Annotated in this window: 12 protein-coding genes; 10 read left to right on the forward strand and 2 right to left on the reverse strand. The window is 66.4% G+C overall.

Translation table 11 applies throughout. The features are described from left to right. The first annotated feature begins 45 nt into the window (after window positions 1–45). The 10 genes from ACIBW7_RS12790 (at window position 46) to ACIBW7_RS12835 (ending at window position 11406) form a co-directional block, all read left to right on the forward strand. Window positions 46–2220 (forward strand): 3-hydroxyacyl-CoA dehydrogenase NAD-binding domain-containing protein, encoded by a 2175-nt coding sequence (locus ACIBW7_RS12790; protein ID WP_397046393.1) that lies wholly within the window; start codon window positions 46–48, stop codon window positions 2218–2220. Further along, complete coding sequence (locus tag ACIBW7_RS12795; RefSeq protein WP_397046394.1) at window positions 2217–3101, forward strand: SDR family oxidoreductase; 885 nt, start codon at window positions 2217–2219, stop codon at window positions 3099–3101. The genes ACIBW7_RS12790 and ACIBW7_RS12795 overlap by 4 nt, the downstream gene beginning before the upstream one ends. Further along, window positions 3098–4255, forward strand: a complete 1158-nt coding sequence (locus ACIBW7_RS12800) for an acyl-CoA dehydrogenase family protein (RefSeq protein ID WP_397046395.1) — start codon at window positions 3098–3100, stop codon at window positions 4253–4255. The genes ACIBW7_RS12795 and ACIBW7_RS12800 overlap by 4 nt, the downstream gene beginning before the upstream one ends. Continuing rightward, entirely contained in the window at window positions 4252–5079 is an 828-nt protein-coding gene (locus tag ACIBW7_RS12805; protein ID WP_397046396.1) for an enoyl-CoA hydratase/isomerase family protein, read from the forward strand. Before ACIBW7_RS12800 ends, ACIBW7_RS12805 begins: the two co-directional genes overlap by 4 nt. Continuing rightward, complete coding sequence (locus ACIBW7_RS12810; protein WP_397046397.1) at window positions 5076–5579, forward strand: nuclear transport factor 2 family protein; 504 nt, start codon at window positions 5076–5078, stop codon at window positions 5577–5579. Before ACIBW7_RS12805 ends, ACIBW7_RS12810 begins: the two co-directional genes overlap by 4 nt. A 40-nt stretch (window positions 5580–5619) precedes the next feature. Next, window positions 5620–6453, forward strand: coding sequence for an enoyl-CoA hydratase/isomerase family protein (locus tag ACIBW7_RS12815; protein ID WP_397046398.1), 834 nt, complete (start codon window positions 5620–5622; stop codon window positions 6451–6453). Further along, complete coding sequence (locus tag ACIBW7_RS12820; protein ID WP_397046399.1) at window positions 6450–8054, forward strand: class I adenylate-forming enzyme family protein; 1605 nt, start codon at window positions 6450–6452, stop codon at window positions 8052–8054. Before ACIBW7_RS12815 ends, ACIBW7_RS12820 begins: the two co-directional genes overlap by 4 nt. A gap of 88 nt (window positions 8055–8142) precedes the next feature. After that, a complete protein-coding gene (locus ACIBW7_RS12825; RefSeq protein WP_397046400.1) occupies window positions 8143–9663 on the forward strand; it encodes an acyl-CoA synthetase in 1521 nt (506 codons plus the stop codon). A gap of 40 nt (window positions 9664–9703) precedes the next feature. Next, on the forward strand, window positions 9704–10465 hold the full coding sequence (locus ACIBW7_RS12830) for an enoyl-CoA hydratase/isomerase family protein (protein ID WP_397046401.1): 762 nt from the start codon (window positions 9704–9706) through the stop codon (window positions 10463–10465). A gap of 95 nt (window positions 10466–10560) precedes the next feature. Further along, entirely contained in the window at window positions 10561–11406 is an 846-nt protein-coding gene (locus tag ACIBW7_RS12835; RefSeq protein WP_397046402.1) for an acyl-CoA thioesterase domain-containing protein, read from the forward strand. A 15-nt stretch (window positions 11407–11421) separates the two neighbouring features. Here ACIBW7_RS12835 and ACIBW7_RS12840 read toward each other — a convergent pair whose 3' ends face one another. Next, window positions 11422–12300: an SDR family NAD(P)-dependent oxidoreductase gene (locus tag ACIBW7_RS12840; protein ID WP_397046403.1), complete on the reverse strand. Its 879-nt coding sequence runs from the start codon at window positions 12298–12300 to the stop codon at window positions 11422–11424. A 53-nt stretch (window positions 12301–12353) separates the two neighbouring features. Continuing rightward, entirely contained in the window at window positions 12354–14081 is a 1728-nt protein-coding gene (locus ACIBW7_RS12845; RefSeq protein WP_397046404.1) for an AMP-binding protein, read from the reverse strand. Between the last annotated feature and the right edge of the window lie 14 nt (window positions 14082–14095).

A 14095-nucleotide genomic window follows, 5' to 3' on the forward strand; every position in this document is an offset into this window, starting at 1 on the left:
CGGCCACCGCACTACCGAATCCCCAAGCAGTAGGAGACCATTCGGATGACCTACCCATTCGACCACGACATGTTCCGGTGGGACGTCGACGACGACGGCATCGTGACCATCACCATGGACGACCCGACGCAGTCGGCGAACACGATGAGCGCACGGTTTACCGAGCAGCTGCCGACACTCGTCGACCACTTGACTACCGTCCGCGAGGAGATCACCGGTGTCGTCATCGCCTCGGCGAAGAAGACCTTCTTCGCCGGGGGCGACCTCGCCATGATGAAGCGCGCCACCGCTGCTGACGCCCCCACAGTCCGCCGAATGCTCGACACCATCAAGGCGGCCTTACGGAAACTCGAGACCCTGGGCCGGCCGGTCGTCGCGGTGATCAACGGCGCCGCGCTCGGTGGCGGGCTCGAGATCGCCCTTGCGTGCCACCACCGCATCGCCGTCGACTCCCCAGAGGTCATCGTCGGCCTACCCGAGGTCACCCTCGGACTGCTGCCCGGAGCTGGAGGAACCACCCGCACCGTCCGCATGTTCGGAATCCGGACGGCCCTTGACGACATTCTGCTGCCCGGAACCAGATTCGGCCCTGAACAGGCGCTGGGCGCAGGGCTTATCGACCAACTCGTCCCCAGTGTCGCCGATCTCGCCACTGCCGCACGCCGGTGGATTGCGGACAACCCGGACGCATCCCAGCCGTGGGACCGCCCCGGCTATGTGATCCCTGGCGGCACCCCGGCCTCGGCGGACCTGGCCGCGGTACTGCCGATGCTGCCCGCAACTCTGCGGAAGCGCTCGCACGGCGCACCGAACCCCGCGGCGAACCATCTGCTCGCCGCCGCCGTCGAAGGGGCACAGGTCGACTTCGAGAACGCCCAGACCATCGAGTCGCGGTACTGCACCGATCTGATCTGCGGCCAGATCTCGGCAAACATCATCGGATCGAGTTTCTTCGACATGCAGGCCATCAGGCGCGGCGCGAGCCGACCATCGGGCTACGACCGGCACCGCGCCGCGAAAGCCGTGATCATCGGCGCCGGGATGATGGGCGCCGGAATCGCGTACGTCTGTGCGCAGGCCAGACTCGATGTCGTGCTCCAAGACATCAGCGTCGACGCCGCCGAGCGCGGAAAGGGCTACAGCGCCAAGATCCTCGACACGGCAGTGGCAAAGGGCCGACTCACGGTATCCGACCGTGACCAGGTACTCGCGCGCATCCGGCCATCCGCCGACCCCGCGGACGCGTCGGGGGCCGATCTGCTCATCGAAGCCGTGTACGAGAACCCCGATCTCAAGCGGCGCGTTATCGCGGAAGCAATTCCCCACCTGGCCCCAGGTGCGGTGATCGCATCCAACACCTCCACATTGCCGATCACAGACCTGGCCAGCGTCTTGGCTGCACCGGATCAGTTCATCGGCCTGCACTTCTTCTCCCCGGTCGACAAGATGGCGCTGCTCGAGATCGTGGTCGGTGAGAAGACGAGCGACGCCACGCTCGCCAAGGCCATCGACATCGCCCAGCAGATCGACAAGACCCCCATCGTCGTCAACGACAGCCGAGGATTCTTCACCAGCCGCGTCATCCTGGAATTCGTCAACGAGGCCATCGCCCTGGTCGGCGAAGGAGTCCCCGCGGCATCGGTCGAGCAGGCAGCGATCCAGGTCGGCTACCCGGTCGGCGCGCTCGCACTCGTCGACGAACTCACCTTGACGTTGATGCAGCGGATCCGTGAGGAGACCCGAGAGGGATTGCGGGCCAACGGCGTCGAGTCCCCGGTTCACCCCGGATGGGCCGTGCTGGACCGCATGATCGCCGACTTCGACCGCAAGGGACGGTCCACCGGCGCCGGGTTCTACGACTACGCCGACGGGCGCCGGACGGGGCTATGGCCCGGCCTGAAGGACGCTTTCGGCGGCACGAGCACGGATGTCCCTCTGCTCGACATGCAGGAGCGGATGCTGTTCGCCGAGGCCCTCGACTCTGTGCGCTGCCTCGACTCCGGGGTGCTGCGGTCGGTGGCCGACGCCAACGTCGGCTCGATCCTCGGTATCGGCTTCCCGGGCTGGACCGGCGGTGTCCTCCAATACATCAACCAATACAGCGGCGGCCCAGCGGGTTTCGTGGATCGTGCACGAGAACTCGCAGACCGATACGGGGCGCGCTTCCAACCGCCGGCGTCGTTGGTCGCCTTGGCGGAGAACGGCGGTGATTACCGATGAGCAACCTCACTTCCCCCACAGCGATCTGGACCGAGTCACCGCGTCCGCTCGAGGGCCGGACCGTGCTGATGTCGGGCGGCAGCCGCGGCATCGGTCTGGCGATCGCCACCCGCGCGGCTGAGGACGGCGCCAACGTCGTCATTCTCGCCAAGACCGACACCCCCGACCCCCGGCTATCGGGGACGGTGCATACCGCGGTGGAGCAGATCGAAGCGGCGGGCGGCCGCGGCCTGGCGGTTGTCGGCGACGTCCGCCGCGAGGAGGACGTGACCCGCGCGGTCGAGGCCGCAGTGGACACCTTCGGCGGGATTGATGTGCTGGTCAATAATGCGTCCGCGATCGTTCTGGCACCGATCGGGAAGGTGCCGCCGAAGCGCTACGACCTGATGCAGGACATCAACGCGCGCGGCACGTTTCTGATGATCAGCGCCGCACTCCCGTACCTGCATCGATCGGACTCCGCGCAGGTGCTCACCCTGTCCCCGCCGATCAATCTCGCACCGCATTGGCTCGGGGCACACGCTCCCTACACCCTCAGCAAGTACGCGATGACCATTTTGACGACCGGCCTCGCCGCACAGGACCATCCGGTCCCGCTCTCGGCCAACTGCCTGTGGCCGCGGACGACGATCGCAACCGACGCGGTCCAGAATATCGTGGGCGGCGAAGCCGCGATGGCGGTCTCCCGCAAGCCGCGGATCATGGCCGATGCCGCACACACGATCCTGACCCGCCCCGCAGGAGCAGTCACCGGCCGCACGCTGATCGACGACGAAGTGCTCGCATGGGCAGGCGTGACAGGCCTTGCGGCCTACCGCTACGGCGACGCCGCCGAATCCCGGCTGAAAATCGATCTCTTCCTCGACGGGGCCCCGGAATGAGCGGCCACGGCCTCCGCACGGTCTACAACGCAGACCACGAGCAGTTCCGCCGGACGGTCCAGGGGTTCATCAAGACCCAGGTCATACCGAACGATGCGAAATGGGAGACCGCCGGCATCGTTGACCGGTCCCTGTTCACAGGCGCCGGCGAGCTGGGACTGCTGATGCACGCGACACCGGAGCAGTACGGCGGGCCGGGCATCGACGACTGGCGGTTCTCGGCGGTGGTCGACGAAGAGTTCGCACGGGCCGGCCTCGCCTCGGCCGGGCTCTCCCTGGCGCTGCAGAACGACGTGGTCGGCCCGTATCTCCTCGACCTCACCGACAACGACCAGAAGCAACGCTGGCTGCCCGGCCTGGTCTCCGGGGATCTGATAGGCGCGATCGCGATGACCGAGCCCGGCGCGGGCAGTGACCTGTCCGGTATCGCGACGACCGCCGTGTGCGAGGGCGACATCTACGTCGTGAACGGCTCGAAGACGTTCATCTCCAACGGCCAGAACGCCGACCTGGTGGTCGTCGCGGTCCGCACTTCACCGGACAAGCACCGCGGACTGACCCTGCTCGTCATCGAACGCGGGATGCCAGGCTTCGAACGCGGCCGCAACCTCGACAAGCTCGGGATGCACGGCCAGGACACCAGTGAACTGCATTTCGACAACGTCCGCGTCCCCGCCGCCAACCGCCTCGGGGAGGAGGGCCAGGGCTTTTTCTACCTGGTGCGCAATCTCCCCCAGGAACGGCTGTCGCTCGCGGTTACCGCGGTCGGGGCGGCCGAGGGGGTGCTCGGTCGTACGGTGGACTACGTCACCGAGCGGCGTGCCTTTGGCCAATCGGTCGGGAGTTTCCAGCACAGCCGGTTCCTGCTCGCCGAGCTGCAGACCGAGATCGACATCGCTCGGGTATTCGTCGACCACTGTGTGGACTTGCACACCCGCAAGGAGCTGACCGCGGCGCGGGCCGCGAAAGCCAAATACTGGTGCTCCGAATTGCAGGTCAGGGTCGCGGACCGGTGCTTGCAGCTGCACGGCGGATATGGCTACATGCGCGAACACCCGGTCTGCCGGTCGTTCGCCGACGCCCGGGTCCAGACGATCTACGGCGGCACCAGCGAGATCATGAAAGAGATCATCAGCAAGGACATGGGCTTGTGAGCGCGCCGGATACCGGCTCCGGCGACGTCGTGATCGTCGAGCTCGACCGACCCGAGTGCGGTAACGCGATCGACCTCATCTCCGCTCGACGACTGCGCTACCGGCTGGCCGACATTGCCGCTGCTGACGAGATCGGCGCCGTAGTACTCGCAGGCCGCGGCCGGGACTTCTGCGTCGGCGGTGACTTGCGAGACTTCGCTCACGCACCAGCGCCAGCCGACTACATCCGCGACCTCGCCGATGTGGTTCACCAAGCCATCACGGTGATGCGATCGCTGCCGATGCCGGTGATCGCGGCCGTCCACGGCAACTGTGCGGGCGCCGGCCTCGGTCTGGCACTCGCCGCAGATCTCGTCGTCGCGGAGCCGACCACCATATTCCGGTCTGCGTACATCGGCGTCGGGCTCTCCCCGGACTGCGGCGTGTCCTGGGGCCTGCCTCGCGCCGTCGGAGCGGCCCGGGCATGCGACATGCTCTTGACCAACAGCCCCCTCGGCGGCATCGAGGCACGCGATCTAGGCCTGGTCAGCCGGGTCGTCGACACCGGGAGCGCACGCGCCGTAGCGCTCGACCTCGCGTCCGCCCTGGCCTGCGGACCCCGCATCGTCGCCGGCCATACGGTCCGGCTGGTTCGGCGAGCCGGGGACAGTTCCCTGGCAGCGCAATTGTCCGTCGAGGCCACGCTCATCGCCGACGCCCTCGCCTCGCCCGAGGGCTCCGAAGGTGTCGCGGCCTTCCTCACCAAGCGGCGCCCCGACTTCCCAGCCGCCCGGATGCACCGCACCTCCGACCACAACCCCATCGATCCCGAGGAATGTGAATGACAACGACCGAGCCCATCGAGCACCCACCCGTCACCGACGCGTTCATCCAGGCGTTCGGTCGGCGATGGCTCGACGCATGGAACTCCCACGACACCGACCAGGTGCTCGACCTCCTGCATCCGGACATCCTGTGGGACGAACAGGTGTTCTGGCCTCAGCCGCTGCGCGGCCGCGAGGCCGTCCGCGCGTACGTCGACGCCATCTGGAAGGCGATGCCGGACGTGCACTTCGAGGAGGTACAGACCTTCAGCGCACCCGCCGACGGCCGCGGCCTGTTCATGTTCCACCAGAGCGGCGGAGCGCCGAAGCAATTCGGCCGCACGGACAAGACGTTCGCGACCACTGGCTGCGACATCTTCCTCGCCTTCGACGAAGGCCTTCTATCCCACTACACCGCGGCGTTCGACATCGTCGGGATGCTCCGCCAGCTCGGTGCCCTTCCTCCCCGCGGTGACAAGAACGGCGGCGCCTATCTGATGTCCATCGCCCACCGTCCGTGACCCCGACACGCCCACCCATCGAACCGGAGGAAGGACGTCGATGACTGGCCCCCAGTATCTGATCACGACCGTCGAAGACGGCGTCGGCATCATCCAGCTCAACCACCCCGAGAAGCGCAATGCCCTCGGTTGGGAACTGCACAACGAGATCATCGCCGCCCTCGAAGGGTGGGCGTACGACGACGAGGTCGCTGCCGTCCTGCTGGTCGGCAACGAGGACTACTTTTGTGCCGGCTGGGCCCTCGACGTCCTCCAGAGCACCAGCGGCGACGAGCGCATCCGATTCAACGATCTCGCGCACAAGCTCATGACCACTCTCTACGACTACCGCAAGCCCACCATCGCCGCGGTCGCCGGAGTCGCCCCCGGATATGGCATGGACCTGGCCAATATGTGCGACATCACGATCGCCTCCGAGAACACGGTCTTCGGATCCACCCAGGTCAAGTACGCGATGAACGGCTTCTACCACGCCATCGCGCACCGCGTCGGTGCCCAGCGCGCGCGGCGGATGTTGTTCACAGGAGACCCCATCACCGCCACCGAGGCGCTGCGCGTCGGCCTGGTCGACGAGATCGTGCCCACGGGCGCGGTCCGCGCCAACGCGCTGCGTCTGGCCAAGGAAATCGCCGAAGCCGGCAGCGAGCTGACCACGGTACTCAAGGAAGTCGCCCTGCGCGCGGACAACATGGACCACATCGCAGCCACCGCCTACGAACTGCGCGTGACATCGGACCTGCTGCAGCGAGACCTGTTCACCCGGCGCATCGCCGAAGGACTCGATCGACTCCGGGCAGGAACGAGCAAAGCCACCGAACGCCTGCGCCCGACACCGGCCACCGAGGCGATCTCCACCAACGAGGTATCGCGATGACCTCGACACATCACCGCGGGTGGAGCGGGCTGCGCATCGGCGACATGCTCGGTGACCAAGCCGCAGGGAACCACGATCGAGAACTGTTCTGCTTCGAAGATCACCGCGTCACCTACGGCACATTCCATGCCTGGGTCGAGGATGTCGCCGCCGACCTCGTGGCCCACGGTGTCCGGCCCGGCGACCGCGTCATGGTGCAATTGCCGAACTGTCTCGAGGCACTGGTGCTGCAAATGGCGGCGTTCCGTATCGGCGCGATCAACACCCCGGTGGTGCCGATATACCGCGAACACGAAGTCCGGCAGATCATCTCCGACTGTCTGCCCGCGGCCATCGCTGTCGGGGAAGCATGGTCCGATCGTGACCCGGCGGCCGAGATCGACGCCCTCCTCGATGATCTCGGGCACATGCCAAAGGTTCGGTACCTCGTCGGCGCACACCGCGACGGCTGGAGTCGGCCACCGGCGATGGTGCCCGCGGAGCAGGGGAGCGCCGATCGACGATCCGCGGATCTGCCTGAGCCGCGGGATCCGGAGGAACCCGCGCTGTTGCTCTACACCTCGGGAACCACCTCGGCGCCCAAGGGTGTCCTGCTTACGAGCAGGGCACTGATTGCGCATCTGCGAAACTTTCAGACCGCCCTGCGGGCAGGGCCGGACAGCGTAATCCTCGTTGCCACACCGCTGTCGCACCTCGGCGGATTCATCGCGGGCGTCGTGTTCCCCGCCTTCCTCGGCGCACGTTCGGTCGTGATGCCCGCGTGGCGACCCGACGAAGCTGTCGATGTCATCGAACGCGAACGCGCGACCATCGCGATGGGAGCGACCGTCTTTCTCAGCGATCTCGTGCAGCGCTACGAGGCCGGTGCTGCGCCGCACCACCGACTCAGCCTGTACGCCTGCGCCGGGGCCACCATCCCGCCGTCCGCGATCACTCGTGCCGAAGCAGTCGGTGTCGAAGCGATGCGCTGCTACGGCATGACCGAGACCGCGGGGGTCTGCGCGGCGGCTCCCAAGGACGCTCCGCTGTACCGGCGGGCCGAATGGGACGGGCGAGTCTTGCCGGACATGCGGATCGAAGCGGTGGACCATGACCGGCAGCCCTTGCCCGCCGGAGAGGAAGGCGAGCTACGAATTCATGGACCGCAGCTGCTCACCGCCTACACCGACCCGGGGTTGACTGCCGCTCAGATCGACGACGAGGGCTGGTTCTACCCCGGTGACGTGGGCATCGTCGACGACGAGGGCTGGGTCCGCATGACCGGTCGGATCAAAGACATCATCAACCGTGGCGGAGAGAAATTCTCGACCCTCGATATCGAGGCGGCCCTCAGCTCACATCCCGACGTCGACGCCGTTGCGGTGACCGCGATCCCGGACGACAGACTCGGAGAGGGGGTCGGCGCCTGGCTGGTCCTGCGCGCCGGCGCGCAATGGAACGGGCCCAGGACGTTCATCGAACACCTCGAGGAAGTGCACCTGGCGCGCCAGAAGATCCCGACGTACTGGGAGATCGTCGACCACCTGCCGAGCACGGCCAGCGGCAAGATTCGCAAACAGGAGCTGCACGTCAGCCCCGAAGGGGTGCGCATCACACGATGAAACACATGGCGCGACAACAACTCTGCGCACCGATAAGCACGCCTCATTCCGACCGTCGACGTCTGCCAGACCTTCCCGAGGAGCCCTGATGTATCCAGGAGCCTTCGCCACCACACACCCAGACCGGCCCGCGGTGATCATGGCGGAAACCGGCGAGACCATCACCTACCGCACGCTGGAGGACCACTCGATCCGGTTCGCGAACCACCTCGCGGCCGCAGGGATCCGGCCGGGCGACGTGCTGGCCATGCTGACCGACAACGTCGCGACGGCGTTCGAGGTCTATTGGGGTGCAATACGGTCCGGCTTGCACGTAACAGCGGTCAATCACCACCTCGCACCCGCGGAGATCGCGTACATCATCGCTGATTCCGGCGCCCGCGCGCTCGTCGTCTCGGCGGCGAAGGCCGCCCTCGCCGCGGAGGTGCTCTCCTTGGTAGGCCCCCTCGACGTGCACCTGGTGTACGGCGGAGCGGCGTCCGGGTTCGACGACTACCGCACCGCGATCGCCGCTGCCAGTCCGGTTCCACCGACGGACCAGCCGCGCGGAATCGAAATGCTGTACTCCTCCGGCACCACCGGCACTCCGAAGGGCGTCCGAGCGCCACTACCGGGATGCCAGGTCCACGAACTCGAAGTCCCGGTCGTCGCAATGCTGCACCGCGCTTTCGCGCTCGACGAGGACACGGTCTACCTCTCGCCCGCGCCGATCTATCACGCCGCCCCGTTGCGATGGGCTGGAGCGGTGCACTCCGCCGGCGGCACGGTCGTCATGCTCGAGCAGTTCGACGCCGAGCGTTGCCTCGCCGCCATCGAGCGCTACCGCCCCACCCATGCCCAGTTCGTACCAACCATGTTCATCCGAATGCTCAAGCTGCCCAAGGCGATACGAGAGCGCCACGACTTGTCCAGCCTGAAGCTCGTCGTCCACGCGGCGGCACCGTGCCCGGCCGAGGTCAAGACCGCGATGATCGACTGGCTCGGACCCAAGATCGTCGAATACTACAGCGCCACAGAGGCCAACGGCGTCACGATCATCACCAGCGCCGAGGCCGCCGACCACCCCGGATCGGTAGGCAAACCCGCACTGGGCATTATCCATATCTGCGACGCCGAAGGCCACGAACTCCCGACCGGATCGGTTGGCACCGTGTACTTCGAACGCGAGACCCTCCCGTTCCGCTACCACAACGACGATGCGAAAACACAAGCGGCACAGCACCCCGACCATCCGACCTGGACCGCCATCGGCGACCTGGGCCGCATCGACACCGACGGCTACCTCTACCTCGCCGACCGTCAAGACTTCGTGATCATCTCCGGCGGGGTCAACATCTACCCCCAAGAGGTGGAGAACGCCCTCGCCCTGCACCCGGAGATCCGTGACGTCGCCGTCATCGGAATCCCCGACCCCGAAATGGGACAGTCCGTCCACGCAGTCGTCGAACCCGTCAACCGATCCGCGGCCGGTCCCAAGCTGGCTGCACAGATCATCGCCTTCGCTCGCGCTCGCATCGCACATTTCAAGGCTCCCAAGACAGTGGAGTTCGTCGACGAACTGCCCCGCACGCCCACCGGCAAGCTCGTCAAGGGCCGCCTGACCACGTAAACCTGCACTCCGCAGCGATATTCACATAAGGAGACTCGACATGACCGACCATGCCATCCACGCCGCTGTTTCCGGCGGCGTCGGAACCATCACCTTCAACCGCCCCGAGCGGCGCAACGCTCTCAGTCTGGAACTGTTCGGCGCCATGGGTGACCAACTCGATGCCTGGCGACGCGACGACGACGTTGCGGCCGTGGTGCTCACCGGCGGCGAGGATGTATTCTGCGCCGGCCTCGACCTCGACCTGCAGTCGGGCTTCACCCCCGAGACCCGCAAAGCCTACGGTGATGCCTGTCTGCGAGTCTACGGCGCACTGCTGGACTACCCGAAGCCGACCATCGCCGCATGCGCGGGCCCCACACTCGGCGGCGGCTGCGATATCGCTGTGTTCTGTGACATTCGCATCGGTGCGCAGAACGGCCGGTTCGGTTTCCCACAGGTGAAGTTCGGACTCACCCCCTATTTCTCGCCGCTGTGGAAGATCGTCGGCCTGAGCCAAGCCAAACTCCTCACCCTCGCCGGCGATCTCATCGACGCCGACGAAGCACTCCGGATCGGTCTGGTGGATCGGCTCGTCCCCACCGGCTCCGTCGTCGCTGAAGGCACACGCATCGCCGCCAGCATCGCCGAGACGACCACCAAGTCCGCGATGTTCAACAAGGAGATGATTCTTCGGTCTCCGGCCATGGATCCGATCTCCGCGCTGTCGTTCGAGACCATGGCCTACCGCGAGATCGTGTGGCACCCGGATGTTGTCGACCGTGTCGGGACCGCCTTCGCCCGTATTCATCGCAATCGGTGACACCACTGCGCCGCTAGTCGCCGCGGGCATCCAGACTCCTCAGAACGGGATGCCCGCGGCGAGCTATCCGCCACTACTTTCGAGGACTCGTATCCATGTCACCAGCGTTGCATTCAGACCCCTCGCAGTGCGCTTTCTCCGACGACTTTGCCCGGTGTGCTCGCAACAACCATGGAATTTTCGGGCCCACCGGCCTGCCGGACGAACTGTTCGGCGTTCGGTTCGTCGGTGACGCAATGCCTTGCAGCGCAGCTGAATGCGTCAAGCCGGTTCCGGCCGGCAATCCTGGCTGGCTGATGCCGTTGATCGATCTGATCCTGGCGCGCAGCGCATTGGGCGACCACGCACCGCGCAGTTGCGTCACCCGGCGCATCGACCTGCACGTCCACCCGGACAGGCTGAGCGACGCAGATACGGTGCGCGGTGTGGCGCGGCGTTGCTTCGCCACCGGTGCCATGCTTGTGAGCACCGCCGAACTGCGCAGCCCCAGCGGCATGGTATTGGGCACGGCGACAGGGAATTTCGTCGCAAGCGACTCCTTCCTGCCGGTACCTTACGAGGCAGATCCGCAGCACATCGAAGCCGGCTCGTTGATCGATCTGCTCGAGCTGCGGTTCGACCCCGATCCCCACACCGGGACGCTTCCCAGCGGGCCTCGCACCGCGAATCCGTCGGGCGTCGTTCATGGCGGAGTCCAGGCTGCGGCGCTGTGCGCCGGCATCGAACATGTGGCGCGTACCGGCGATGGTGGGCGAAGCGACATCGTCAGTGTCGGAGTGGATTTCGTGCGACCACTTCCAGCTACCGAGACGCCGCTGGTATTTCGCGTGACTCCGCAGCGGGCAGGGCGACGGTTCGTGACCGTCGAAGCCAGTATGTTCACAGCGGAAGGGCAGATCGGGACGCGGGTCGAGGCGACCCTGTACCGACGGGGCAGGTAGTGCCCTGGGCGTTCGCTATCCTGCTGTGCCGTCACAGGCCGCGCGCAGCGAGTCGGTGATCGAGGTGGGGTTATCAGAGCCGACGCCGTAATCGGTGATCCTGCTCCACTGCGCCGCGACGTCTGCGCTTGTCGCGCCTGACGGCAGGCGCACGCCCGCGGCCCGTTCCCAGCGCACCGTGGCGGCCCACCCGCCGCCTGTTTCGATAACCTCGCCGCTGAGCGGGCAGCTGTCGTGGGCGAGGGCCAGCGCATACGGCACCACCGCGTCGGTACCGAGCTGCGTCAGTGGACCGTCGCCGAATACGTCGGCGGTCATGTCGGTCAGTGCCATCGGTGCCACGGCATTGACCCGTATTCCATAGCGCTTGCCTTCGAACGCGAGACTCTTTGCGAGGGAGATGATCCCGCCCTTCGCCGCGGCGTAGTTGGCCTGCCCAATATTGCCGTGTAGTCCCGCGCCCGAAGTGGTCAGCACGATCGACCCCGCTCCCTGCCCGACGAAATGTGGCCATACCGCCGCGCAGCCGCGGTAGGCGCCGTCGAGGTGCACTCCGAGGACCTCGTACCAGTCCTGCTGGCTCATCTTCCGGAAGGTCCGGTCCCGAGTGACACCGGCGTTCGCGATCAGTGCGTCGACCCTGCCGAACGCGGAGACCGCGGCCGCGACGATGCGCTCGCCTTCACGCGCATCTACCGCGACGGCAATTGCGCGGCCTCCGCCCGCGACGATGTCGGCGGCCACCGCCTCGCTCGTTTCTGTGCTACGAGCGTTGACCACGACGCATGCGCCGGCGGCGGCCAGACCCAACGCGTAACCACGTCCCAAGCCACGCCCTGCTCCGGTCACGATGACGACCCGGTCGGTGAAGTCGAGTCCGACGTCTTGTGTCATGAGCAGATCACTCGCATACGGAGCATCGGTTTGGCCCTCTCTTTCTGCATGTGTCAGTGCTGGCACGGTCGTCGGGCGGGCGCGTCGAACACGCCCCGGCCGATGTCTCGCTGCAGGTCTTCGCGGAGTCGAAACTTCTGGATCTTGCCCGCCGGCGTTCGGGGCAGCTCGGAGCGGATCTCCAAGCGTTCCGGCCAGTACTGCTTCGCCATACCCTGCGTGGCAAGGTGGGCGGTCACGTCGGAGAGCGTTGGTGGTTCGCCGACAGGAACGACGACGGCACACGCGCGTTCGCCGAGCCGGTCGTCGGCGTAACCCACAACCGCCACCTCCGCGATATCGGGATGGGTGAACAGGGCGTTCTCGATCTCGACGACCGGAATGTTCTCGCCGCCTCGCACGATGATGTCCTTGGTGCGGCCGCTGATTCGGACGGCGCCGTCGTGCGTGCGATAACCGACGTCGCCGGTGTCGAACCACCCGTCGGGATCGACAACCGCGTCATACAGATCGCGGCGCCCCAGGTATCCGACAAACATGCTCGGCCCCTGTGTGAGCAGTCGGCCCTGCGTACCGTCGGCAACGTCGTCACCGGACTCGTCCACAACGCGCACCCGCATCACCGACGTGGCGTAGCCGTCGCTGGCGGCCACCTGCTCCGGAGTGTTTCCCGGGCTATGGATCGTGCAGATTCCACACTCCGATGTGCCCCACAGCGCCATCACCCGGGCCCTCAGAACATCGCAGGCCTCCGTCGGGAGCGACGACGGGATCGGCGCTCCCGCGCAGACGAAGAATCGGAACGACCGCAGGTCGGCTCCGATATTCCGCTGGGCCGCCATGGTGTCGACGACGAAAGGTGTCGCGGACAGCGTCCAGGTCACCTGCTCCTCACCCACGATCCGGACGAACGCCGCGGGATCCCACACGTCCTGGAACACGACTTTCATCCCGCGAGACAGCGGCTGCAGCATGCCCCACAGGAACCCTGTGAGGTGTCCCATCGTCGACGCCATGAAGGCTACATCCTCGCTGCCGAGCCCGAGACTGTCGAAGAGAGGGTTGCCGGCCGACCACAGCGTATTGTTCGTGTGCAGAGTGCCTTTCGGCTCGCCGGTGGTGCCCGATGTGTACATCAGGGAGACGATCTCGTCCGGACGGCGAAGCAGCGGCGCGATCGCCGCACCATCCGCAGGGTGAGCACGCAGGAACGTGTCGTCGAACCGCAGCCGTCGATCGGTCGGTGCCACCGACGGAGCGGCACCGACGACCACGGCGTGGCGCAGACTCGGTACGGCATCGAGGAGTTCGTCGGCGAGACCGGCATGGCTGAATCCGCGGAAAGTGTCCGGTACGAACAACACCCGAGAACCGGCACGGTTGAGCATGAACTCGAGTTCTCGTCGCCGGAAGATCGTCACCAGCGGATTGACTACAGCGCCGATACTCATCGCCGCGAGGGTTATCGCCGCGAACTCCCATCCATTGGGCAATTGGATCGACACGACATCGTCGCGATCGACGCCCAGATCGAGCAGCGCTCGCGCGATGCGCCGACGGGCGACGTCGATCTGCCGGTACGTGAGAGTGACGGGCGTGTCGCGGCCGTTGCGATATGTCACGATGGCGGCCTTGTCGGGATGGTTCGCGACCATCTGAACAAAGTCGTCGAGCATGGTGATGTCGCGCCAGTAGCCGGCCGCCCGGTAGGTAGCTGCCGCGGACGGCGCGTGGGGCCGCCGGGATCGGGCCAACGCGTCGGCCGGTTCCGTATACGTCATGAGTGACTCCGAAA

The sequence above is a fragment of the Nocardia sp. NPDC049526 genome (assembly GCF_044465765.1).
Classification (GTDB): domain Bacteria; phylum Actinomycetota; class Actinomycetes; order Mycobacteriales; family Mycobacteriaceae; genus Nocardia.